Consider the following 23,799-nt stretch of genomic DNA (forward strand, 5'->3'; position numbering starts at 1 on the left):
GGCTGCCGGGTAGCAGGTTCCGGGCGCCGGGCACTGCCGCCCGCACCGCAACGGTGCGGGCGGCACCCAGCGGCTGCGGCTCATGGATGCGTCCGCGCCGATTTCGCGATGTCGCAGGCCGCGCGATGGGCGAATTCCATCGAGGCACCGATCGGGTTGCCGCCCCCGGGTAGGTGGGTCCGCTGACGGCAGCCATGGAGTTCCCCGCCGCGTAGAGTCCAGCGATAGGAAGCCCCGCGGAGTCGAGGACCCGGCCGTCGATGCCGGTGCGTAGACCGCCCTTGGTGGCGAGCGGAGGTCAGCGCGCCGCCTCCGGAACCGACCACAAGCACTTCGCACTGTTCGTCCCACTACCTGCGGAATCGACCCAGCTCATCGCCCATTACCTCCCGTTCCCGTGGCAACTGGCGTCGCCGGGATGCTGAGGCCAGGCAGCCGCACGTCGACCGGACGGCGCCTTTCCGTTGACCGAGACGAAGCCGGGCACAGACTGCGGCGGCCTGCGGCTTGGTCTCTCGCCGGCAGTCCATTGAGCGGGATGCGGGCGTCCACCGGGCGTGCGAGCGAGTCACCATCGATGACTGGGCGGCGCCGTGTCTCGACGGCTCTGCCGATCATCGAGAGAAGGAGTACGTGCGCATGCCACACCTGCAGCGCTACGACAATCGCCGCGTCCTCGTCACCGGCGGCGGTTCCGGTATCGGCCAGGCCACCGTGCTGCGCCTTCTGGACGAGGGCGGTCGAGTGGCGGCCGCGGACATCAGCGAAGCCGGTTTGAAAGACACACTGGCCAAGGCCGGTGCGCACAGCGAAAACCTGACCACGGTGGTCATGGACATCGGTGAGGAAGCCTCGGTCAAGGCAGGTGTCGCGGAGGCAGTGGCGCACCTCGGTGGTCTCGACACGCTTGTCAACGCGGCGGGAGTGCTGCGGTCGGCGCACTTCGAGCAGACGACCGTCGCCGACTTCGAGCAGGTGCTGCGGATCAATCTGGTGGGCACATTCCTGGTCACCCGGGAGGCCATCTCGGCCTTGCGGGAGGGGACCAGCCCGGCTGTGGTGAACTTCAGCTCCACCTCGGCCGCGTTCGCGCACCCGTACATGTCGGCCTATGCCGCATCCAAGGCGGGCGTCCAGGCGATGACCCACGCACTGGCCATGGAGTTCAGCAAGCAGGGCATCCGGTTCAACGCCGTGCAGCCGGGCTCCATCTCCTCGGGTATGACCGACGGCAGTGGCGAGGCCAAGCAGAGCATCGGGCCGGGCCTGCCGGCCGACGCCGACTTCACGTTGTTCACCAAGGCGTCCCCCTCGCTCCCCCTGCCCGACGGCGCCATCTTCGCCCAGCCGGACGCCGTGGCGGCCGTGGTGGCGATGCTCGGCTCCGCCGACGCGTACTTCGTCACCGGCACCGAAGTGCGGGTCGACGGCGGCTCACATATGTGACACCGCGGTCCGCATCTGCGCGAGATAGACCACACTGATCCCGGCGGAAGCGGGCACCTTCGCTCGCGCGCTTCGACGCGGCTGCGAAAGGTGCCCGCCTCGTTTCGCTACTCGGATATCTCCCGCGCCGCAGCGTGCCGAGCCGCGATGTAACCGAAGACGAGTCCCTGGCCGATGGTCGCGCCTGCGCCGGGATAGGTGGCGCCGAAGGCGTTGGCCGCGGTATTGCCGATGGCATACAGCCCGTCGATGACCGTGCCGTCCTCGCGCAGCACCCGCGCATGCTGGTCGGCCACCACGCCGCCGCAGGTGCCGAGATCGCTGAGGATCATTTTCACCGCGTAGTACGGGGCTTTGGTCAAAGGCGCGAGATTGGGATTCGGCGCGACGGTGGGATCGCCGTAGTAGCGGTCGTATGCGCTCTCGCCGCGCGCGAACTCGGGGTCGGATCCGGCTTCGGCGTAACCGTTGAAGTTGTGGAAGGTCTCGGTGAACGCGGCCTCGGGAACTCCCATCGCGCGTGCCAACGCGGCGGGGTCGTCCGCGCGGTGCGCGATGCCCGCGTCGAACCACTCGCGGGGCAGCGGCTGACGGGGGAAGTACTGGCCCGCCATGATGTAGTTGTTGCGGTACCGCTGGTCGAACACCAGCCACATCTGCTCGGCGGCGTCTCCGCGTCGTTCCCGCTCGAGCAACTGCTGCCCGAAGGACATGTAGTCCGTGGCCTCGTTGACGAATCGCCTACCGGTCTGATCGACGACGAACGAACCGGGCAGAGATCGTTCCGCGAGCATGACCGAGGGCGCGGAACCCGGCAGCGGCGCGAACGCGGGGAACCACCAGGCCTGATCCATCAGCGCGATGCCGGCGCCGAGGTCCTGCGCCGCGACGATTCCGTCGCCGGTGTTGCCCTCGCAGCCGAGGCTGGCCCCGGCGGCAAGGCGCGCGGACTGGAACTTGTGCCTGGCCTCCATGTCGTGATCGAAACCTCCTGCGGCGAGCACCACCCCGCGGCGGACGGTCACGGTGACTTCACGTTCACCCTGACGCACCACGGCGCCCGTGACCCGGTCCGCGTCGTGGATCAGCCGCACCAGGCTGGTCTCGGTCCACACCGGGATGCCGGCTTCGAGCACACCGGCGAACAATCCGGCCGCCAGAGCTTGGCCCCCCGCGAGGTATTCGCGACCGATCAGCATGCCGCCGATTCCCAGAGCCGCGCGCCGCAGTATGCGCGAGAACGCCTTGACCGGTTTGCGCGCGACAAGATTCATCCACTTGTAGTCCGCACCGGTGACCGGCATCGGAACCGGTGCCTCCAGCACGCCCGAACGCAGCCGCGGGCGTTCGGCACCCAGCACCGAGGCGTCGAACGGGCGGCACTCGCAGGTGCGCCCCTCGGCACGCCCGCCCGGCTCCTCCGGGTGATAATCCGAGTACCCCTGCGCCCAGAAGAACCGCATCGGTGTCGTTCGTTCCATCATGGCGACGGTGGCGGCCCCGTTGTCGAGGAACGCCCTTCCCCGCTCGGCTGGAGCCGACTCCCCCACCACCGCCCGGATGTAGGTCTCGGCGTCTGCCAACGCCTCGGGTCCGGAGTCCGGCAGTATCGAGCTTCCCGGGATCCAGAAGGCGCCGCCGGAGCGCGCCGTGGAGCCGCCGACATGGCTGGTCTTCTCGATGATCACGCTCGACAGGCCCAGTTCGTGGGCGGCAAGCGCGGCGGCCATGCCGGTGCCGGATCCGATCACGAGAAGATCGACGGTCACCTCGTGAGCGGCCGCGAGCGGCGGCATCGACTTCTTCACCATGGTTCGGGACTCCACTTCGCACGGGATACAGATGAGGTAAAGGTAGGTTTCGGGAAGCGATCAATCGGCGCGGCTTTCCATTGAGCGGGACGCCTGTCTGTCCTCGGCTTCTGCGATGCGAATTCCACTGAACGGAAACAACTGCTGATCTTTGCGTCAGCTGCTGGTTAGCGTCCGGCCATGAACAACACTTGGAGCAGAGAAGAATTGGAATCGGCGTTTCAGACATGGCGCTCGACCGTGGCCCGAGCTGCCTCGGGTGAGGGCAGCTGGCGCGAATTCGTCGATCTTTTCACGCCGGACGCCGAATACCACGAACAAATGGTCGGCGTACTCAGGGGTCCCGAAGCCATCTGGGCATGGGCTGAGCCGACGCTGGCGAGGTTCCCGGGGTCCGCGATGACGTCGTTCCCCGACTATTGGCACCTGATCGATGACGTCAACGGCATGATTGTGGTCAAGCTGAACAATCTGATGCGCGATCCCGGCGACGGCTCGCAGATGGGCGCCGACAATATCAGCATCCTCACCTACGCAGGCGATGGGAAGTTCTCCAAAGAGGAGGATGTCTACGACCCCGCCGAATTCGCCCGCTTGATCCCGGCCTGGTGCCGGCGCGCGATGGAACTCGGCACACTCAGCGAGGCCGAACGCGACTGGTGCGAGCAGTCGTTCGCGCAGGGTGCCTCCGAGCCCGCCTGACACCGGCGGCACTCCCCGGCGGCGAGTCACCGAGAACGCGGTGACTCGCCGCTCCTGCACAGGTGCCGTCAGGCCGAAGACGCCGCGGCGGCATTCGCACCCAGGTAGGCGCGTTCCACCCGGCCCGGATCATCCCGGAGGGCCGCTGCGGTGGCCTCGTCGGCGATCCGTCCGTGCACCAGCACCGTGGCCTTGTCCGCGATGCCGAGTGCCAGGTGCACGTGCTGTTCCACCAGCAGCAGGCTGAGCCCTTCCTCGGCGGCGAGCTTTTTCAGAACCTCGAGGATCTCGGTGACGATCACCGGGGCCAAACCCATACTCAGCTCATCGATCAGGAGCACCTTCGGGCGTTGTAAGATCGCCCGGCCGATTGCCAGCATCTGCTGCTCGCCGCCGGACAGTCGTCCGGCGGCGACGCCCAGCCGCTTCTCCAACGAGGGAAAATACTCGAGTACCTGGTTCAGGCCCGCGCGGCGCCGGGAGCGGTCCGCTACCGCGAGCATCAGGTTCTGTTTGGTGCTCAGCTGCCGGAACAGGGCGCGATCGTCGGGAACGAGAACCATTCCGGCCCGCACCGCGTCCCGTGGACGGCCACCACGCACCGCCCGCCCTACCACCTCGACCTCTCCCCCTGCGCGAGGAAGCAACCCGGCCAGTGTCATCAGCAGTGTCGTCTTTCCGGCGCCGTTCGGTCCGAGCAGGCAGGTGATCTGCCCGGCTTCGAGCGCGAGGTCCACCTCACGCACACACGGGCGCTCCTTCAGATACCCGGCGGTGAGGCCCCGGCATTCCAGCGTGGTCACAGCGTCGCCTCCTGAGATGTCGCCCGGCGGACGTGCAATTCCGGCACGGCTTCGGCGTCGAGGTCGACGGTGTCCGCCGGTACCCCGAGATATGCCCGCAGTACCTCCGGATGGGTGCGGATCTGCTCGGGTGTTCCGCTGGCGATCACAGTGCCCAAATCCAGCACGATGACCCGATCGCACACCGTGAGCACCAGCTCCATGTCGTGATCGACCAGGAGGACGGCGGTTCCGTCGTCGCGAACAGAACGCAATCTCTCTCCCAGCCAACGGCTTTCGACGGTGTCCAGACCAGCAGCCGGCTCGTCGAGCAGCGCTACGACGGGTTCGGCCGCAAGGACCCGCCCCATCGAGACCAGCTGCCGCTGCCCTTGCGACAGAATTCCGGCCTCCTGATCGGCCAGATCGCTCAGGCCGAGGACTGCCAGCGTCCGGGCCACCCGTTGCGCGACGGGTAGTGGCGACTGTGAGCGGGCCGCGCCCACCCTGACGTTCTCCGCAACGGTGAGGTCGTCGTAGAGCTCCACATCCTGGAAACTGCGGCCGAGGCCGGCGCGGCTGCGTTGGTGCGGTGGCCGTCCGGCGAGCGGTTCGCCGGCCAGGGTCACCGCTCCGGTGGCCGCCGCGAAGCCGGTGATCGCGTCGATGACGGACGTTTTCCCCGCTCCGTTGGGTCCGATGAGGCCGACGATTTCTCCGGAACATACCTCGAAACCGACGTCCGAGACGGCCTTCACGGCACTGTAGCTGACGCTCACTCCTTGCACGCTGAGAATCGGTGTGGCCACATCGCGCGTACGCCCGGCGGCGTCCGAGGACTCGGCAGCTATCGGCGACACCTCGTCGGCGTGACGGGCGCGGCGCCGCAGTGCCGGCCACGGAATCCGCGGGAGCTTGCCGGCGAGGCCGTCGGGATTGGTCATGACCGTCACCACGAGCAGCAGACCGCTGAGCACCGCATAGTAGTCACCGATATGCAGGAACCGGTCCACCAGCAGGTAGAGGATGCCACCGGGCGCCATCACACCGGCCAGAATCCCTCCGGTGATGGAGGTGACACCCGCGACATAGACAACGGCGAACAGCGAGATCCCGAGGAACACCGCGAACGGCTCCGGGGTAGCCAAGCTCTGCTGATACCCGAGCAACGCGCCGCCGAGGCCTGCGATGAACGCGCCGATCGCGAAGGTGATCAGCTTCGTCCTGGAGACATCGATGCCCGCTGCCGCCGCCGACCGCTCGTTGGCCCGCACGGCGAGCATGTCGGTACCGAGACTACTGTGCCGCAGCCACGCGACGCCGAGGCCGACGACGGTGAGCACCGCCAAGCACAGCAGACCGAAGGCGATCCGTGGATATGCCTGGCCCGTACCGATGCCCAATTCGATCCCGAAGAGCCGGGGGGCGTCGACAGGCGCGCCGTGGACGCCGCCGTTGAGCGACGGGTTGCGGAACCAGAAGGCTTCCACGAACACCGCGAGGGAGAGAGTCACCACTGTCAGCGGCAGCCCGCGCACCCGCAGCGCCGGCAGGCCGACGACCACACCGACCGCGGTGGCGCACAGGGCGGCGAGGATCGGCGCGAAAGGGAAGGGTATGCCGAGGTGCTGGTTCAGCACACTCAGCGCATATGCCGACACTCCCGCGAGGGTGAGCTGCGCCAGCGACACCTGACCGGCGTATCCGGTGACCACTACCTGGGAGAGCCCGAGAACCGCGAAGATGACGCTGCTGACGATCGCGGCACGGTAGCTGCCGGAGGTCGCCGACAATGCGACGACCGCGACGGCAAGGGATGCCAGCATGGGAGCGAGGACGCGGTCGGGACGCGGCGCGCGCCCGAGCGTCCGGCGGATCACCGAACCCCGGTCCGGCAGTGGACGACCCTTGATCACAAGGAAAACCAAGATCAGCAGGAGCGAAATGGCCTCCGCCGTACCGGCTCTCGGCCACCAGCTGTAGAGACCCTGGAGATTGGTCGCCTCGGCTTGGAGCGCGCCGATGGCGATTCCGGCGGCCACGGTCGACCAGATCGAACTGAAATTGCCGACCAGAGTGGCGGCCAGCGCCGGGACGATGAACAACGAGTACGCCACAGGATTGAGCGCCACCAAAGGTGCGATGAGGATGCCGCCGAGGCCCGCGACCACCGATGACAGCGCCCAGTTGCTGAACGCGATCCGGTCGGGCGAAAGCCCGGTCAGATACGCGCCTTTCTCCGACTCCGCCGCGGCCTCGGTCGCCGCGCCGAACCGGGTGTAGCGGAAGATCAAGGTTGTTACCAAGGCAAGTCCGACGATGGACGCTGCTAGAAGGACTCGATCGGTGGGCACCTTGCGATCACCCAGCGAGAAGGTGTCGAGCGCGAAGATCGGCTTCACCGCGACCAGGTGTGTACCCACCCGCTGAGCGATCAGTGCCTGGACCACAACCATGAGTCCGATCGAGGCGACGGCCTTGGCGATTACCGAGGCGCTGCGCATGGGGCGGAAGACCAACGCGTAACACAGCACCCCGAGAACGGCGGCAGCGACCAGGGAGATCGCCATGGCGGGAACGACACCGAGCGGTCCGCCGAGATCGATGGTCTCGGGCAGTCCCGGTATCGGGACCATCAGCTCGCCCTTGCGCAGCAGGGCATAGGTGTAGGCAGCGTAGAGCGCGACCGCGCCGGTCGCGAAGTTCACCACCCCGGAACTCTTGAAAGTCAATACGAGCGCGAGCCCGAGCGCGGCGTACACCGCCCCGTTGCCGAGGCCGAGCACGAGATACGAAAGATGGTCAGTCATGGCTGATCTCCCTGGCCGAATATCATTGCCGTCCGGGACTATCCGGTCACTTTCAGGTTCACCGGCACACCTTGGTCGTTGATCGGGCCGATCAGCATCTGACGCGAGCAGATCGACGCCATCTGTGGCACGGCGGTGCCGTCACAGGTGAAGGTGACGCCGCCGCCCGCCGGCATCTCGATTCCCTTCGCGGTCCGCAGCGCCTCCTTGATGCTCGCCGGGGTGACCTCGCCCTGAATGCTGCGGGTGGCCAGAGCCAGCGCCGCGACGACCTGGTATCCGGAGGAGGCCGCGCCGGTCACTGTCGCCTCAGGCGCGTAGGTCTGCAGGACCGAGCGGTACAACACCGTGTCGGGACGATCCGACAGGTAGTCGGTCGCGGTGATGCCGGTGCTACCCCGCACCGCGTCCATGCCGATGATTTCGGTGACGTCGGGAGCCAGACAGACCGGGATGTAGACCTTCTGGACTGCGGGGTCGGTGGTCTGAATCGCTTTGTAGACCGAGGTGCAGGTCGCGGCATCGGCGATGACCCCGACCCCGTCCGGCTTGCCCGAGAGTCCGGAAGTGACCAGCGGCGTAGGGTCCGGCACGCCGAGCGGGATCGGCACCACCTTCAAGGTCACGCCCGCACTCTGGAACAGGGGCGCGCCCATGGCGTCGACCAAGGCGCCCAGGCCACCACCGTCACTGGCGAACAGGGTGAACGTGCGCATGCCCTTGTCCTTGGCCGCCGCGGCCATCGCGGTGATGGTGCCGGGCAGGCCGGCCGAGAGTGCCGCAGAGTCGGGGGAGGTCAGCTCCTGCGGGGACACACCGTTGAGGGTGACGTAGGGAATGCCCGCACCGGCGACGATCGGAAGGATGGTGCCGCCCTGGGAGGTGCCGGGGGACAGCACGGCGGCCACCTTCTGCTCGACGAACTGGTTCGCGCATTTCGTCGCCGAAGTCGGCTCTTCCTGCTGCTTGCACACGACCAGGTCGATGGGGTGGCCCGCGATGCCGCCCGCGTTCTTGTTCACGTATGCCACGGCCGCCTCGGCGCCCTGGCGCATCTCCGGCAACGACACCACGGCGCCGCCCTCGGTCGATACGAAGCCGATGCGCACCGGTGTACCCGTGGCCGGCTTGTCGGGCAGCGCCGTGGTCGGCGCACCGGCCACGGCGCTGTTGTTCGACTCGTCATCGCCGGCGCAGCCCGTCGCCGCGAGTGCGGTGATCAGGACTGCGGCGCCGATGCCGGCGATGGCTCGCCGGTGACGACTCAGACCATCAAGTCTCATGATCTGGTTCTCCTTCTCCGAAGGCGAGGCCGCACCGGGTCGTCCCGACGAAAAGGTCCTCGCGTGAGCCACATCACTGCCGATGTGGGCGGAGAATTATGTGCGTATTCCGCCACCGTCTCCGAGGGGCAGTTCCCGGTGACCGGGACAATCGGTGGCGGAAGCGCCGGAAACGCGGATCCGGGTCAGCGAGCGCCGGAACCGCCGAAGCGCCGCAGGTAGCCGACGAGCTTGCGCAGCGGGACAGCGCGCGGCCAGTCGTCGGCCCGGAAGTACGCGTCGCTGCCGCCATCGACGAACACCACGCTCCCGCAGAGGAACCGCGCGGATTCGGACAGCATGAACACGGCCCACTCCGCGAGATCCCGCGCGTCGCCGAATCCGCCGATCGGTACCGGGAAACGGCGGATCACCTCGGCTTCGGCCGGTGTGGCGAGCTGCTGCTCGAGCAAGGGGGTCAGCACGGCGCCGGGAGCCAGCACGTTGAGCCGGATCCCTTCGCCCGCCCACCGGGCGGTCACAGCATGACGCCGCACCCAGCGAGTGACCGCGATCTTCGAGGCCGCGTAGGCGATGCCCGGCGCGTTCTTGCCGAAGAAGCGCACCGCTCGTAATGCTTTGTCGACATCGCCGGCCAGCAGCGCCCGTATCGCCCGGCTGGGTACCGCGGGCGTAGTGGTTGTCGCGTTGCTGCCGAAGACGACAACCTTGGCCTCGGCGGCCCCGGCCAGCGCCGACCGCCAGCCCTCGAGCAACTCGATCACGCCACGACAATTCACCTCGTAGATGAGCCGCGGTCGTTCGGCGCCGGGGGCGGGACCGACTCCCGCCGCGAGCACGGCGCCGTCCAAGCGCCCGTCCACCGCGGCGAGTACACCGTCGACGGCCGCGCGCCGCCCCTGCCCGGTGGACAGGTCGGCGATGATCTCGGCGTCTCGGAGATCGACTCCGACGACGGTGTGCCCGCCTTCGCGCAGCTTGTCCACCACGGCTCGCCCCATCCCGGAGGCCGACCCGGTCACGACATAAACACCCACCAGAGCACCTGCTTTCCGCTGTTTCCAGCATTGAGGATCGGATGCGGCGCAATATTGACACACTTCGCCAAAAATGGTGAGCTGTCGCGGTGACCGATCAGATCTCCGCTTCCCGTGGACGCGGCCGACCCTCGGTGCTCGACAGCGCGGCTGTCGCCGAAAGCGCGCTCCGTCTGTGGTCCGAACGCGGATACGCTTCGACGAGCTGGAGCGATCTCGCGCGCGCCACGGGAATCAGCACACGGACCTTGCTGCGTCACTTCTCGTCGCGGTCGGAAATCGCCTGGCTGGGAGTCCAACCGGCGACAGCGCGGCTACAAGACGCCCTCGACAACGCCCCCCGCACCGGCGAGCCGTCGGTCGTCATCCGCTCGGCCATCGTCGAGTCGGTCTCGCATGAGCCACGGGTCCGGCGCGTCGCGCCCGACTGGCTGCGCCTGATCTCCTCCGAGCCCGAACTCGCCGCCACCGCACCGCTCGCCTACCGCCCTTGGATCGAGACGCTGGCGCGCTATATCGCGAGCCGGCTCCCCGACGCTCCCGCAGCCATCTGCCGCGCGCTGGCCACCGCGTACCAGGCGGCGGCATTCGCCGCCCTGATCGAGTGGGCCGACGCCGGCGCCGACGGCGACTGCGCCGACGCGGTCGACGAGATGCTGCGATGGATGGACATCCATGCCCCCGTGACCATCCCGTCCGACCAGCTCGCGCGCCGTACACATCAATCCGCACAAGGAGTTTCGCCATGACCGCAGCGCCCGCCACGCCACCCGCCCGGCCGGATCCCCTCGCACCCGCCTCGCTCGGTCCGGTGCGGTTGCGCAACCGGATCATCAAGTCCGCGACTTTCGAGGGAGTCACGACCGACGCCTTGGTCACCGACGCGCTGATCGACTTCCACGTCGCGGTCGGCGAAGGCGGTGTCGGCATGACGACCGTCGCCTACCTCGCCGTGTCACCCGAAGGGCGCACCGAAAGGGACCAGATCTATTGGCGGCCGGAGGCGTTGCCCGGCCTGCGCAAGCTCACCGACGCCGTACACGCCACGGGCGCCGCGATCTCGGCTCAGATCGGGCACGCCGGGCCGGTTGCCAACTCGCGCTCCACCGGCCTGCCGTCCCTGGCTCCGTCCACCCGGCCCAACCCGCTGTCGATGAGCCTCGATCGGGCCGCCACCGAGGACGACATCCACCGGATCATCGACGCTCACGCCCAAGCGACCCGGCACGCGATCGAGGTGGGATTCGACGCGGTGGAGGTTCATCTCGGGCACAACTACCTCGCCAGCTCGTTCCTCAGCCCGAAGCTCAACCGCCGCAAGGACGATTGGGGCCGTTCGCTCGCCAATAGAGCCCGGTTGGCCCGGCTCATCCTGCAGGCGGTCGGCGAGGCCGCCGACGGGAGGATCGCGGTGCTGGCGAAGATGAACATGGCCGACGGCGTCCCCGGCGGTCTCTGGCTCGACGAGTCGCTCACCGTCGCACAGATGATCGAGCGCGACGGTTACGTCGACGCGCTCGAGCTGACCGGCGGCTCCTCACTGCTGAATCCGATGTACCTGTTCCGGGGTGATGTGCCGGTGCGGGAGATGGCCGCGACCCAGCGCGGTCTGGTCAAACTGGGCATGAAGATGTTCGGGAGCATGGTGTTCCGGCGCTATTCCTACGAACCGCTCTACTTTCGCGACTATGCCCGCCAGTTCCGCGACGAGCTGGATATGCCGCTGGTCCTGCTCGGCGGCGTCACCGATCTCGCGGGCATGAACGCCGCGATGGACGACGGATTCGAATTCGTCGCCATGGCCCGAGCCCTGCTGCGCGAGCCGGATCTGATCAACCGCATCCAGTCCGAGTCGGCGAAGAAATCGCTGTGTATCCACTGCAACCTGTGTGCGGCCAGCATCTTCACCGGCACGCGGTGTCCACTGGCCTCGACCGGCCGACCGGGCAGCGATACGGCACCGCATGCACTAGCCCTTCCTTCGTGATCCGCTTCACATACCGATGGAGATGTGGCACTATTTCCTAATAGAAATAGGCACGTCAGAGCCCTGGTTAGAGTGACAAAGGAGTCAGCGCATGACGATCGCGCAGGACATGCGGCCCGGTGAGGCGACCACCCCCAGCGCCCTTCTCGACCGGCTGTCGCTTGTCCTCGACGCGTTCGACGGGCGCGACAGCCTCGGCCTGACGGAGGTCGTCGCCCGCACCGGCCTGCCGCGCTCCTCCGCCCACCGGATGCTGGACCGGCTGGTCCAGCTACGGTGGCTACGGCGGGAGGGGCGCAATTACAGCCTCGGCATCCGTCTCGTCGAACTCGGCTCGCTCGCAGTGCATCAAGACCGCGTGCACGCGGCCTCCGGCGAGCACCTACAGCATCTCTACCGCGCCACCGGCATGGTCGTGCATCTGGCGGTCCTCGACGGCGACGACGTCGTGTACCTCGACAAGATCGGCGGACGCCTGGCCGCCCACGTCCCGACCCGCGTCGGAGGCAGATTGCCCGCGTCGAAGTCGGCACTCGGCAGGGCCCTGCTCGCCTTCGCGGGCCGAGCGGAGCCGGGCAGCGCGCGGATCCGGGAACTCGGCTATGCCGTCGAGCGCAATGGCGCGCTGCACGGGTTCGGCTGTATCGCCGCACCGATCGGACCGGTCGGCGAGGCGACGACCGCGGTGTCCGTTTGCGGACCGCTGAGCCGGATGAGTTTCGACAGCCGAATGACCACCCCGGTCCAGCTGGCCGCACACGCCATCTGGCGCAGTATGACCGCAGGCGGCCGAGTCACTCCCACGCTGCAGCGCCGCAATATCCTGCGATCGCTGCCGACCGCCCCCAGCGTGCTCGCCGAAGGCTGAGCATCGGCAACCGCAGGCGTCGCGGGCCGTGAACTCAGCTGTCCGCGGAATCCTCCCCGACCGTGCGCCAAACCCCGGGATGACGAGGCACCGGGAGATCGTTCTCGTCGCGGACGGCCAGCTCACGATATCGCGCGGCGGCCTCATCAATGTCAGCCAGCAACTGCTCGGCCAACTCGATCTCCGCCTCGAAATGGCGTTGCGACCACCGCAGAGTCATCTCGGTGAACGCCCAGCCGGGCTCCGGCTCGGATCGGTCGGCGTGCAGTGCGGCCCGGCTCGCCTGCTCACGCAGGTTGTCGATGTGGGTACGCACGATCCTCTTCAGGTGCTCGGGATCGTGCAGATGACCCATCCACAGACGCAGCATCACACCGTGTTTCAGCACCGGCATGTCCACCCCGGCGTTCCGGGACCAGTTCCGCAGCGCGCGCAGCCCCGTATCGGTGATGCCGTACAGCCGTCGACCGCGCACCCCTTCGTCGGCCACCAGTCGGGACCGCACCAAAGCGAGTTCCTCGAGTTTCTTCAGCTCGGCGTAGACCTGGCTGACCGAAGGGCTCCAATAGAAAAAGCCGATGCTCCAATCCGCCCACTTCTTCAGGTCGTTGCCGGTCAGTTCCTCACCGAAGGACAGCATGCCCAGCACGGCCCAGCTGGTCGCAGGCAGAGGGGGGTAGGAATCGAGGTCGGCTGCCACGATCGTGCAGCTTACAAGCCCTGCAACGCGATTCGGCGCCAGCGGCTCCCGGCCACCGGGATGACGGGCCGTCGGCTCTCGCGACAGCGCCTACGTTCGATCCATGGACGACCCAACCCTGTACATCATCGACCGAGTCGTGCTCAGATCCGGCAGCGCACGGGCGTTCATCGATGCCTACCTCGACGAGTACGCACCCGCGGCACGGGAACGCGGGTTGACGCTGGAGCAGATCCTGGTGAGCCCGCCGGTCTGGATAGAGGGTGAGACGAACACCGTCACCGCTACCTGGACCGTGTCGGGCACGGCCGGTTGGTGGGCGGCGGCGGTCCGGGCGCGACACGACCCCGCGCCGGCGCGATGGTGGGAATCGATGGCACCGATGATCGTCGAACGCACCAGGTCGATGGCGAGCCGTTCCGCGGACGTGGAAGGACTCTGCGATGTATAAGGTGACCCGTTTGCTGCACCTGACGGACCCGGGCGAGGAGATGATCGCAGACGTGACGATCAAGCGCATCGCCGCCGCGGCGGAATCGGCCGGCGCACGACAGTCACTGGTCGCTCGCACCTTGCCGGGTGTACGCAACGGCGGAGATGTGCTCGCCCACTTCCACTTCCGGTCCGAAGACGAGTGGTGCCGCAGCCGGGCCGCGATCGATGAGGCGACTTCCGTGCCCGCGATCGGGCACGTCGACGCGGTGGAGTACCTGGCAGCGTCGCCCGCGGATGCGCGCGGTGGACGGCGGTGGACCTCGCGCCCACCCCGGGTGTACCGGACGCTGCTGCTGCGTGTGGACGCAGCGGCCGACTCCGCGCAGGTCCGCCGGTTCGAGCACGCCACGCTGCAGATGCCGCGGCACATCCAGGCCATCCTGGCTTGGCAGCTGAGTCCGGTCCGGCACGCCGCCGGGACGTCGCAGTGGACGCACGTGTGGGAGCAGGAGTTCGCCGATGTCGAGGCCCTGCTCGGGCCGTATATGAATCACCCGATCCACTGGGGGCATGTGGACCGGTGGTTCGATCCGGAATGCCCGGAGCGGATCATCAAGGACCGGGTCTGCCACAGTTTCTGCGCGATCCCGGCGCCGGTCATCGACGCGGCGCCGGTGATGCCGCCGGCCGAGGGCGAAGGTTAACGACCGAGGAAGGCCAGGACGGTGGCCTCCCATGCCTGCTTCTGCTCGATCATCACCCAGTGCCCGCAGTTGGGGAAGATGTGCACCTCGCCGTTGCGCAGGGTGCGCATCGGCAGCAGGGACATGTCCACCGGGCTCACCCGGTCGTCCCGGCCCCAGGTGACCAGCACCGGGACCGTGATCTGGCCCAGCTTCGCCCACCCCGGGGTGGTGTCGGCGTTGCGGGCCGCCTCGGCCATCCGCGCCAAGGCGGCCTTGCCGTACATGCGGCGCGAGTTCTCCAAGGTCGCCGGATCGGTCGCCTGCTGCCAGCGCTGCTCGATCAGTTCCTCCGTCACCAGAGCGGAGTTGTACACCATCGAGTGCAGCCAAGCGATCAGCGCCTCGCGAGTGGGGTTCTCGACGAACTCGCTCAGCCGCACGATCCCCTCACCCGGCTGGGCGCTGAAGACGGGTGTTCCGATCCCGCCGATGGTGACCAGCCGATCGACCCGATCGGGGTTCGCGAGGGCGAAATCCGTGGCGACGAAGCCGCCCATGGAGTTTCCGACGACGCGCACGCGGTCCAGGCCCAGCCCGTCCAGGAAGGCGCCGACCGCCTGCTGCGCGGACATCATCGGGTGCGGAGCGCCGAAGTCGTCGCTGACCCCGAAGCCGGGGAACTCCAGCACCAGTGCGCGGTAGTGCTGAGCGAAGACCGGGACGTTGGCTCCGAAGTTGCGCCAGCCCGTCACTCCGGGGCCGGAGCCGTGCAGCAGGAGCAGGGGCGGACCGTCACCGGTCTCGCGGTAACGCAAGACGCCACGCTCGGTGGGCAGTTCACGCAACTCGGGAGCAACGCGGGATTCGACTGAGGTACTCATGGCCCGAGCCTTCCACCGCCGACACCGCCTGTCCGGCATGCCTCCCGGTGAGCGGTACACCCTTTCGGGCCGTCATGCCCGAGCTCAGTGCAGCCGCGGAATGGCGTCACCGGTGGGGAGCTGTATCCGGGACTCGGGCAGCTCACGAGCACGCACCGCCCGGTCGATGCTGCGGTGCAACGCGTCGCACCCGCGCTCCTCGTGACCGACACTCCGGTTCCGGGCCGCGATCACCGGGCAACGGCCTGCGTCGCCGACCCACTGGACCGAAGTGTGCGCGGGGCTGAACTTCTCGATCAGAATGCGCTGGCCGCAGCGCTCACAGTCCAGTGGGCGCATCGTCATCGGGATGCCTCCGCGCTGGGGCCGACGCTGCCGTAACTGCCGCGGAAGAAGATCAGCGGCGCCAGGTCGGAGGCATACAGGTGCCGCACCCGGGAGACCACGATCGTGTGGTCGCCCGCGGCGTGCTCGGCCTCCAGCTCGGCTTCGATCCAGGCCAGGCAATCCGCGATGATCGGCGCCCCCGCCGGCGATGGCCGCCATTCGATGCCCTGGAACTTCTCGACACCGCGGGTGGCCAGCTGCCGGCACACCGGCTCCTGAGCGTCGGACAGGATGTTGACCGCATAGCGGCCCGCCGCCCGCACGCGGGGCCACGAAGTGCTGGTCGCGCCCACGCAGAAGGCGATGAGCGGCGGATCCAGCGACACCGAGGTGAACGAGTTCGCGGCCAGACCCGTCGGCGCCGCGGTCTGTGGATCGATCCCCGTGATCGCGACGACGCCGGTGGCGAAGTGTCCCAGAACAGTGCGCAGCAGAGCCGGATCCAGCTCCGGAAGGTCGGTCCCCGCCGCGTGGCGGGCCGTCTCGCGGTCGATGTCGATGGATGTCATCCCCTGCTCCTCATGAGTCGATGGACACACGCCGTGAAGGTGTCGGCGGCGCTATACCGAGGCGGGGCCTCGGTGCGGGAGGAAAGTCAGATCCTCGGGATGCGGCTCGCGCAGCATCGTCCAGTAGTCGACGAGACGCCATGGGCACGGCACGATCGCCCGGCCGGAGCTGTTGCGGTAGTACCCGTTGACCTGCGCACCCGGATGCACCCACACGGTCTCGTCGAGCGCTTCGTCGACGCGGCGGTTGTACTCGTCCAGCGCTCCCTGTTGGACGTCCATGGCGGCGTGGTCGTTCTCCAACAGGTACTGCAAGCACTCGATGATGTAGTGCACCTGTTCCTCGCCGGTGATGTTGTGCCCGGCGCCGTGGTTCGGCGCGGCGTTGGGCCCGGCGGTGACGAACAGATTCGGGAACCCCGACACCTGCACGCCCAGGTAGGCGCGCGGGTCCTCGCCGCCCTTCCACACCTCCGCCAGTGTCCGGCCGTCCCGGCCGGTGATGTCGATCGTGGTGGTGAACTGGAGTTCGAACCCGGTGGCGAGAATGATCACGTCGGCGGGGATGAACTCGCCCTCCGTAGTGACCACGCCTTCGGGCGTCACCCGCTGGAACGAGGCGCGGTGCAGGGTCACGTGCTCGCGGTTGAGTGCCGCGAAGAAGCCGGGGTCCTTCACGATTCGTTTGGCGTAGGGCCGGAAGTCCGGTGTCAGCTTCTCGATCAGGTCGGGACGGTCCGGGAAGCTCTTGTCCAAGTACTCCAGCGCGGTGCGCAGCACCATGTCGTTGGCGGGGGACGCGGACAGGTGGGTGGCCGCCCACTCCTTATCGATGCGCGGCAGCGGGTAGAGATTGTCCGAGGCGAACCAGTAGGTGCGCAGCCGGAACCATTTGTCGTAGAAGGGGAGATTCGCCATCGCCCACTTCTCGCCCGCGGGCACCTCCCCTCCGACGGTCTTCTCGGGCACCAGCCAGTGCGGGCTGCGAACCACGACATCGAGCGTGTCGACCTCGTCGACGATGCTCGCCACCACTTGCACCGACGTGCAGCCGGTGCCCAGCACCACGACCCGCTTGCCACGCAGGTCGATGCCGGTGTCCCAGTTCGCGGTGTGCACGACGGTGCCCGCGAAGGTCTCCATACCCGGCACCTCGGGAATGTTGGGCGCATTGAGCATGCCCAGCGCGGTGACCACGGCGCGGGCGCGGTGACGGGTGACCACGCCGTCGCGGTCCTCGGTCACCACCTCCCAGCGATTCTCCCCCGCCAGCCAGGTCGCGGACCGCACCCGCGTGCCGAACCGGATGTGCTCGCGCAACCGGTACTTCTCGACCACACCGAGCAGGTAGCTCTGGTATTCCGGCCCGGTCGGATAGTAACGCGACCAGTTCGGGTTGAGCTCGAACGAGTAGGAGTAGTAATGGCTCGGGGTATCCACCGCCGCACCGGGATAGGTATTGCGGTGCCAGGTGCCGCCGATATCATCGCGTTCCTCGAAGATGGTGAAGGGGAAACCCGCCTCCCCCAGCTTGATTCCCGCGTTGATGCCGACGATGCCCGCACCGATCACGATCACTTCGAAGTCGGCCGGCGGTGTCACGGTCACCGGGACGTGGCGTCGGTCCTTGGTGAATCCGGCCTGCTCCAGCAGGATCGGCACGAACTCCGCATCGACCCGCTCAGCGGTGCAGAGGGTCGCCATGCGGCGGAACAGCTCGTCGTCGGGGACACCGAGCGCGGCAACGGAATCCGGGGTGAGCACCTCGCGGGCGCGGGCGCGGATGTCGGCGGCGACGTCGTCGGGGTAGGTGCCGGGCGGTACCGTCGGGCGTGTGCCGGTGCGGTAATGGTTACCCGGCTCCTCGATCGACAGGCGCGCGCCGAACTCGTCGAGCAGTCCGAGATCACCGGTCACGTGCACCATCGACATCAGAAGCGGCGCCGCCTCGCATTCCGCGATCGCCTGATGGAGCGCGGCTTCTCGATCTGCGGCGGAGACGCCGGCGACGATGGTCTCGGTCATGAGCTACCTTCCGGGAGTGGCACGCCCATCCGGGCGAGCATGTCTCGTGGGTTGGAGGGCGGGCTGAGCGACAGCAGTTGCTCACCGCGCCGGGTCGCCGAGGCGGTGCACATGGCGTCGTCGGAGAAGACCCAGAAGTCGCCGCGGGCGATCTGTTCGACCATGTGCTCGGCGGCCTCGAGCGGGTCGAGCCCCTTCTCCACGTTGTCCCGCTGCATCGCGGCGAACACCGCGTTGGCGGTCGGGTCGGTGGTGGGCGCGTCGCGCTGAGCCGCGAGGAAGATCTCGCTGCGGATCGAATGCGGTACCACGGCGCTGACCTGTATCGGAGCGCCGACGACCGCCAGGTCCTGCCACAGGCACTCGGTCATCGCCTGCACCGCGAACTTGCTGACGATGTAGGGCGACTGCACGGCGACGGTGTTCAGACCCCCGACCGAGGACAGGTTGGCGATGCAGGCCGGGGTACCCGCCTCGATCATGCGCGGCACGAAGGACTTCAAGCAGTAGAAGACCCCGTCCACGTTGATCTGCATGAGTCGGCGCCACCGGGCGGGATCTATTTCCCACAGCAGTCCCGCCGACTCGACTCCCGCGTTGTTGATCAGTAGTTCGACGCTGCCGTGCCGGGCGAAGATCGTCGCGGCCATGTCCTCGACCGCGCCCGCGTCGGCGACATCGACCCCGAAGCCATGGGCGTTGCCGCCGTGCTCGATGATCTCCGCGGCCACACCGGCGGCGCGGTCCTCGTCGATGTCGGCGACGACGACGGTCATGCCGAGGACGCCGAGGTGGCGAGCCAGGCCGCGGCCGATTCCTGCCGCCGCACCGGTGACGACCGCAGTGCCGTCGGAGAACCGTTCTCGTGCGGTCGTGGCCATCACACTCCCTCCGGGAGGATGTGCGGGTTGGCCCATGCCGGTGGTTGTCGCCGTGGCAGTTCGGTGCGCCCGTCGAGCGACATCACCGGGGTGTTCGTCGCCCACGGGAAGTGCAAGCTGAAAGCCACCAGGCCGGTGCGGTGGACGGCGGGCATCGTGCACATCTCCAGCACTGTTTGCGCGAGGTATTCGACCGGCTCGGTGTCGTAACCCTCCGGAAGCAGCGTCGCCGCTCCCGGAGTCATGATGGCGGTCGAGGGTCCCACGGCGTTGACCGCGATACCCTCGTCGACCAACTCCGCGGCCAGCCCCTGGGTGAAGCGGTGCAGCGCGGCCTTGACCGAGGCGTACACGACGTCGCCGGAGGTTTTGTTGTACTCGCGGAACGGCCGGATGGGGCTCAGACCGGTCGACGATCCGATATTGACGATCCAGCCGCTGCCCTGCTTGCGCAGGTGCGGAATCGCGGCACGGCAGAGCGCGAACGGCACCTCGAGGTAGTGCTGGACGGTCCGGTGGAACGTCGCGTCGCTCATCTTCTCGATCACGCTGTAGTCCGCGAAACCCGCGTTGTTGACCAGGATGTCGATGCCGCCGAGTTCCTCGACGACCTTCTCGACCAAGCCGGCGCGTTGTTCGGCGTCCTCGAGATCGGCCGGGACGGCGATCGCCCGACCGCCCGCGGCTTCGATCAACTGCACGGTCTCCCCGAGGGAGCCGGACAGCACATGCGTGGCGCCGTCGCGAATCGACGGTGTCGGGGAGTTCGACCGGGCCGTGACGACGACGGTCGCGCCTTCTGCGGCCAAACGCTGCGCGATGGCCCGGCCTATCCCCCGGCTGCTGCCGGTGACCAGGGCGATCTTGGTCGTGAGTCGCTGTGTCATGACACCTCCAGCACGTCGCGCATCAGCTGCCAGAGCACCTCACGCGCCGGCCCGGTCAGCGACAGGCTCGGGAAGGTCAGGAATCCGTGGAACAGCCCGTCGAAGCGGTGCGCGGTGACCGGGACGCCCGCCTCCGCGAGCCGCCGGGCGTAGTCCTCCCCCGCCGAGCACGGCGGATCCAGCTCGGCGGTCGCCACCACCGCCGCGGGTAGCCCGGCCAGCGAGTCGGCCCGGCTCGGCACCAGATACGGGTTGTCGGTGCCGTGCGGCGCGTACTGCTGCCAATACCAGCGCATGGCCTTGGTGGTGTTGTAGTAGCCCTCGCCGTAGAGCCGGTAGGACTCGGTGGTGAAATCGTCGTCGATCACCGGATACAGCAGGATCTGAGCGGCGATCCGCGGCCCGCCGCGGTCGCGGGCGGCAAGGCTCACGGTGGCCGCCAGGTTGCCGCCCGCGCTGTCGCCGGCCACAGCGAGCCGACCCGCGTCGCCGCCGAACTCGGCGGCATGCGCGGCCGCCCAGCTCAGCGCCGCGTACATGTCCTCCATCGCCGCGGGGCCGGGATGCTCGGGCGCGCGCCGATAGTCCACCGAGACGACCGCGACGCCGACCGCCTCGGCCATCGATCGGCAGAATTCGTCATGGCTGTCCAGATCGCAGAAGACGAATCCGCCGCCGTGCGCGAAAACCACCACCGGCAGCGGCGCTTTCGCGTCGCGCTCGGGCACGTACACGCGCACCGCCAGATCACCGCCAGGGCCTTCGATCACCCGGTCCTCGGCGATGCGCATCCGGGGCAGGCGCGTCAGCGGCGCCCGCCGGGACACGATGATCTCGCGCAGTTCGGCGGCCTCGTGCCGCGTCACATCCGGGAACGACTCCAGGGCCGCGAGCATCGCCTCGACATCAGGATGCAGGTCCGGCCGCCGCCGCGAGCCCGTGGCGCCACCGAGGTCGAATCCCTTGTATCCGGCGGCGGCCACCTCCGAGCAGATGCTGTTGTAGTTGCCGAACCCGCCGATGTAAGGCATGAAGACCCGCGGCTTGCCCGGGATATTCGCGCCCATGTACCAAGAGTTGGCGGAGGGGAACAACGTGGCCGCCGCCTTCGCGTTGCACTCGGCCACCCATTCCTCGACCGACTCCTCGGTCGCCTCGATGGTGGTGTGCCCGTGTTCGTCGAAATAGTCCAGGCAGCCCGCGATCCAGTCCACGTGCTGCTCGGCCATCAGCACCATGTTGGCCAGCACGCTGGGGCTGCCGGGGCCGGCCAGGATGAACATGTTGGGGTACCCGGCGACCGCGAGCCCGAGGTAGGTCCGCGGGCCCGCCGACCAGTCCTCGCGTAGTTCCCGGCCGCCGCGGCCGCGGATGTCGATGCGCGACAGCGACCCGGTCATGGCGTCGAAGCCGGTGGCGAAGATCAGCACGTCGAGGTCGTAGGTCTCCGCCGTGGTCCGCACCCCGGTCTCGGTGACCGCCTCGATCGGCGTGCGCCGCAGGTTCACCAGGGTGACGTTGTCGCGGTTGTAGGTCTCGAAGTAACCGCTGTCGGTGACGATGCGCTTGGTGCCGATCGGGTGATCGTTCGGGATCAGCTGATCGGCGAGCTCCTGATCGCGCACCATCTCGCGGATCTTGGCCTCGACGTACTCGCGCGCTGTGTCATTGGCGGCCGGGTTCGTCGTCTGATCCGGGAAAGCCTTGGCGAACAGGTAGCCGCCGCGCTGCCACCACTGGTCGTAGATCCGGGTCCGCTCCTCGGGGTCGATCTCCAGCGCGCCCTTGGGGTACGGGCTGTTCGGGGTGCCGCCGCCGCTGATCCTCGACAGCCTGCGCCGCTCGGCGTAGTTCGCCTTGACCTCGGCCACGAACTCCGGGTCCAGGGGGCGATTGCCCGCCGGGATCGAGTAGTTCGGCGTGCGTTGGAACACATACAGGTGCTCGGCGTGCTCGGCGATCACCGGGACGGCCTGGATCGCCGATGACCCGGTGCCGATGACGCCGATCCGCTTGCCGCTCAGATCAACCGGCTCGTGCGGCCATTCCCCGGTGTGGTAGACCTCGCCGGTGAAGGTGTCGCGGCCCGGGATGTCCGGCATGTTGGTCGCGGACAGCACACCGGTGGCGAGGATGCAGAAGCGCGCGGTCACCGTACGGCCGGTGTCGGTGGAGATCGTCCACCGCTCGGTCTTCTCGTCATAGACCGCGGCGGTCACCCGGGTCAGGAAGTCGTAGGCAGAGCGCAGATCGTGCCGGTCGGCGACGTGCTCGAGATAGCGCAGGATCTCCTCCTGCGTCGCGAACCGCTCCGACCAGGTCCACTCCTGCTGCAACTCCTCATCGAAGGAGTAGGAGTAGTCGATGCTCTCGACATCGCAGCGCGCACCGGGGTACCGGTTGTGATACCACGTGCCGCCCACTCCGTCGGCGGATTCGAAACCGTGCACGCGCATACCGCGGCCGCGCAGCTTGTACACCGCGTACAGGCCGGATATCCCCGCCCCGACGACGACGGCGTCGAAATCGCTGTCCTGAGTTGTCACTACATTCACTTCCCTCGATGAGGTGATCGTCGGTTGGAGCCACACCGTGAGTGGCATAACGGCTTCCGGAACGGTGCGCTCCCGCCCATCGGTCCTCGAGATCCGCGGTTCTTCGCACCACGTGTGCGTGCCGGGAACGGGCGGTATGGGTCCGTCCCGGCACGCGAGACACTTCCGACAGCCGTCAGGAGCCGACTGTCTCGGCGGCCGCGGTCTTTTGTGCTTCCTTCATTTCCCGCATCCACATCCACTCGTGGCCCCAGTAGCTGTCCGCGGTGATCTCTTCGGCGGTGTAGTAGCTCTCGTCGACGAGCTTGCCGCCGTAGCCGTACTCGATGTCCCAGCCGCCGGGCACCCGGACGTAGAAGGAGATCATCTTGTCGTTGGTGTGCCTGCCCAGAGTCGAGGACACCGGGAACTCGCGGGCCAGCACCTGGTCGTAGGCGCGGCCGACCGCGTCGAGCTCGTCCACCTCGACCATCACGTGGATCAGCCCCGGATCCCGGCCCTCCAGACTCGGCATGATCGCCAAGCTGTGGTGACGCTGGTTGACCCCCATGAACCGGATCCGCATCGGCGGCGTCCCCGGCGGGGTCGGCATCCGAAACGCGCCGCGGGACAGAAAGCCCAGCGTCTCGTTGTAGAAGGCGAAGGACTCGTCGAAATTGGTCGTCGGCATCACCACATGGCCCATGCCTTGCTGTCCCGTGACGAAACGCTGACCGTACTTGGTCAGCACGGGGCTGTGCTCGAGCACCGGGCCGTGGAAGAACTCGAGCGGCGTGCCACCGGGATCCTTCATGCTGAATCCGGCCTCGACCTTGCGCAGGTCCGCCAGTTCCTGCGACATCGGGGTGGTCTGGAATCCGGCGGCTTGCAGATGCTCGGCCAGCCGCCGCAGCGCGAGGCCGTCCCGGACCTCCCAGCCGACCGCGGTCACCCGGTCGACGTCACCGCGTTCGACGGTGATGCGGGCTGGTCGCTCGTCCATCCGGAAGTGCAGGGCGTCCTCTTCCGGGCCGAAGCCCGGCGCGAATCCCAGTACCTCGAAACCGAGTTCGCGCCAGCGCTCCATATCGGTGGCGAGAACCCGGACGTAGCCGAGCCCCTTGATTTCGGTCATCGTTGCTCGCGTT

Annotated in this window: 21 protein-coding genes and 2 pseudogenes; 7 read left to right on the top strand and 16 right to left on the bottom strand. The window is 67.9% G+C overall.

Annotated features, from left to right (window positions below; all coding sequences use genetic code 11):
• Positions 1-80: 80 nt before the first annotated feature.
• Positions 81-292 (bottom strand): annotated as a pseudogene (locus ACH49X_RS02355) (FAD-binding protein); the annotation flags it as partial.
• A gap of 347 nt (positions 293-639) precedes the next feature.
• Here ACH49X_RS02355 and ACH49X_RS02360 point away from each other — a divergent pair.
• Positions 640-1,446, top strand: coding sequence for an SDR family oxidoreductase (locus ACH49X_RS02360; protein ID WP_357111564.1), 807 nt, complete (start codon positions 640-642; stop codon positions 1,444-1,446).
• Positions 1,447-1,553: 107 nt separating this feature from the next.
• Here the strand turns inward: ACH49X_RS02360 and ACH49X_RS02365 are convergent, their stop codons facing one another.
• The gene (locus tag ACH49X_RS02365) at positions 1,554-3,257 is read right to left on the bottom strand and encodes a 3-ketosteroid-delta-1-dehydrogenase (RefSeq protein WP_357209265.1); all 1,704 of its coding nucleotides are present in this window, start codon (positions 3,255-3,257) and stop codon (positions 1,554-1,556) included.
• A gap of 180 nt (positions 3,258-3,437) precedes the next feature.
• On the opposite strand from ACH49X_RS02365, the gene ACH49X_RS02370 reads away from it, so the two are divergent.
• Positions 3,438-3,959, top strand: coding sequence for a nuclear transport factor 2 family protein (locus ACH49X_RS02370; RefSeq protein WP_195080244.1), 522 nt, complete (start codon positions 3,438-3,440; stop codon positions 3,957-3,959).
• Positions 3,960-4,027: 68 nt separating this feature from the next.
• On the opposite strand, the gene ACH49X_RS02375 is transcribed toward ACH49X_RS02370, so the two are convergent.
• The 4 genes from ACH49X_RS02375 to ACH49X_RS02390 form a co-directional block, all read right to left on the bottom strand.
• On the bottom strand, positions 4,028-4,762 hold the full coding sequence (locus ACH49X_RS02375; protein WP_357209263.1) for an ABC transporter ATP-binding protein: 735 nt from the start codon (positions 4,760-4,762) through the stop codon (positions 4,028-4,030).
• Entirely contained in the window at positions 4,759-7,551 is a 2,793-nt protein-coding gene (locus ACH49X_RS02380) for a branched-chain amino acid ABC transporter permease/ATP-binding protein (RefSeq protein WP_357209261.1), read from the bottom strand. Before ACH49X_RS02380 ends, ACH49X_RS02375 begins: the two co-directional genes overlap by 4 nt.
• A 38-nt stretch (positions 7,552-7,589) precedes the next feature.
• Positions 7,590-8,834 (bottom strand): ABC transporter substrate-binding protein, encoded by a 1,245-nt coding sequence (locus ACH49X_RS02385; RefSeq protein WP_357209259.1) that lies wholly within the window; start codon positions 8,832-8,834, stop codon positions 7,590-7,592.
• Between the two features lie 185 nt (positions 8,835-9,019).
• Complete coding sequence (locus ACH49X_RS02390; RefSeq protein WP_357209257.1) at positions 9,020-9,871, bottom strand: SDR family oxidoreductase; 852 nt, start codon at positions 9,869-9,871, stop codon at positions 9,020-9,022.
• 89 nt (positions 9,872-9,960) lie between these two features.
• Here ACH49X_RS02390 and ACH49X_RS02395 point away from each other — a divergent pair, with 89 nt between their 5' ends.
• The 3 genes from ACH49X_RS02395 (at position 9,961) to ACH49X_RS02405 (ending at position 12,726) form a co-directional block, all read left to right on the top strand.
• On the top strand, positions 9,961-10,620 hold the full coding sequence (locus tag ACH49X_RS02395; RefSeq protein ID WP_357111551.1) for a helix-turn-helix domain-containing protein: 660 nt from the start codon (positions 9,961-9,963) through the stop codon (positions 10,618-10,620).
• Positions 10,617-11,858: an NADH:flavin oxidoreductase gene (locus ACH49X_RS02400; protein WP_357209256.1), complete on the top strand. Its 1,242-nt coding sequence runs from the start codon at positions 10,617-10,619 to the stop codon at positions 11,856-11,858. The genes ACH49X_RS02395 and ACH49X_RS02400 overlap by 4 nt, the downstream gene beginning before the upstream one ends.
• Before the next feature lie 91 nt (positions 11,859-11,949).
• A complete protein-coding gene (locus tag ACH49X_RS02405) occupies positions 11,950-12,726 on the top strand; it encodes an IclR family transcriptional regulator (RefSeq protein WP_195080251.1) in 777 nt (258 codons plus the stop codon).
• 34 nt (positions 12,727-12,760) lie between these two features.
• Here ACH49X_RS02405 and ACH49X_RS02410 read toward each other — a convergent pair whose 3' ends face one another.
• On the bottom strand, positions 12,761-13,366 hold the full coding sequence (locus ACH49X_RS02410; RefSeq protein WP_195080320.1) for a PadR family transcriptional regulator: 606 nt from the start codon (positions 13,364-13,366) through the stop codon (positions 12,761-12,763).
• Positions 13,367-13,529: 163 nt separating this feature from the next.
• On the opposite strand from ACH49X_RS02410, the gene ACH49X_RS02415 reads away from it, so the two are divergent.
• Positions 13,530-13,877 (top strand): hypothetical protein, encoded by a 348-nt coding sequence (locus ACH49X_RS02415; RefSeq protein WP_195080252.1) that lies wholly within the window; start codon positions 13,530-13,532, stop codon positions 13,875-13,877.
• A complete protein-coding gene (locus ACH49X_RS02420) occupies positions 13,870-14,565 on the top strand; it encodes a Dabb family protein (RefSeq protein WP_357111543.1) in 696 nt (231 codons plus the stop codon). The genes ACH49X_RS02415 and ACH49X_RS02420 overlap by 8 nt, the downstream gene beginning before the upstream one ends.
• Here ACH49X_RS02420 and ACH49X_RS02425 read toward each other — a convergent pair.
• The 9 genes and pseudogenes from ACH49X_RS02425 to ACH49X_RS02465 form a co-directional block, all read right to left on the bottom strand.
• The gene (locus ACH49X_RS02425; protein WP_357209254.1) at positions 14,562-15,428 is read right to left on the bottom strand and encodes an alpha/beta fold hydrolase; all 867 of its coding nucleotides are present in this window, start codon (positions 15,426-15,428) and stop codon (positions 14,562-14,564) included. The two genes, ACH49X_RS02420 and ACH49X_RS02425, sit on opposite strands and share 4 nt — an antisense overlap.
• 84 nt (positions 15,429-15,512) lie before the next feature.
• Complete coding sequence (locus ACH49X_RS02430) at positions 15,513-15,773, bottom strand: hypothetical protein (protein ID WP_357209252.1); 261 nt, start codon at positions 15,771-15,773, stop codon at positions 15,513-15,515.
• The gene (locus ACH49X_RS02435) at positions 15,770-16,324 is read right to left on the bottom strand and encodes a flavin reductase family protein (protein WP_195080256.1); all 555 of its coding nucleotides are present in this window, start codon (positions 16,322-16,324) and stop codon (positions 15,770-15,772) included. The genes ACH49X_RS02430 and ACH49X_RS02435 overlap by 4 nt, the downstream gene beginning before the upstream one ends.
• Positions 16,325-16,375: 51 nt before the next feature.
• Entirely contained in the window at positions 16,376-18,349 is a 1,974-nt protein-coding gene (locus tag ACH49X_RS02440; RefSeq protein ID WP_357209251.1) for an NAD(P)/FAD-dependent oxidoreductase, read from the bottom strand.
• Positions 18,346-19,230 carry an SDR family NAD(P)-dependent oxidoreductase gene (locus ACH49X_RS02445; protein WP_195080258.1) on the bottom strand — a complete coding sequence of 295 codons (885 nt, stop codon included), beginning with the start codon at positions 19,228-19,230 and terminating at the stop codon, positions 18,346-18,348. Before ACH49X_RS02445 ends, ACH49X_RS02440 begins: the two co-directional genes overlap by 4 nt.
• Entirely contained in the window at positions 19,230-20,117 is an 888-nt protein-coding gene (locus tag ACH49X_RS02450; protein ID WP_195080259.1) for an SDR family NAD(P)-dependent oxidoreductase, read from the bottom strand. The genes ACH49X_RS02445 and ACH49X_RS02450 overlap by 1 nt, the downstream gene beginning before the upstream one ends.
• Positions 20,114-21,013: an alpha/beta hydrolase gene (locus ACH49X_RS02455; RefSeq protein ID WP_357296701.1), complete on the bottom strand. Its 900-nt coding sequence runs from the start codon at positions 21,011-21,013 to the stop codon at positions 20,114-20,116. The genes ACH49X_RS02450 and ACH49X_RS02455 overlap by 4 nt, the downstream gene beginning before the upstream one ends.
• Before the next feature lie 51 nt (positions 21,014-21,064).
• A pseudogene (locus tag ACH49X_RS02460) lies at positions 21,065-22,720 on the bottom strand (flavin-containing monooxygenase); the annotation flags it as partial.
• Between the two features lie 127 nt (positions 22,721-22,847).
• On the bottom strand, positions 22,848-23,786 hold the full coding sequence (locus tag ACH49X_RS02465; protein ID WP_195080261.1) for a VOC family protein: 939 nt from the start codon (positions 23,784-23,786) through the stop codon (positions 22,848-22,850).
• Positions 23,787-23,799 lie beyond the last annotated feature (13 nt).

Origin of the sequence: Nocardia sp. NPDC019323 (assembly GCF_044389845.1) — a bacterium.
Taxonomy (GTDB): domain Bacteria; phylum Actinomycetota; class Actinomycetes; order Mycobacteriales; family Mycobacteriaceae; genus Nocardia; species Nocardia implantans.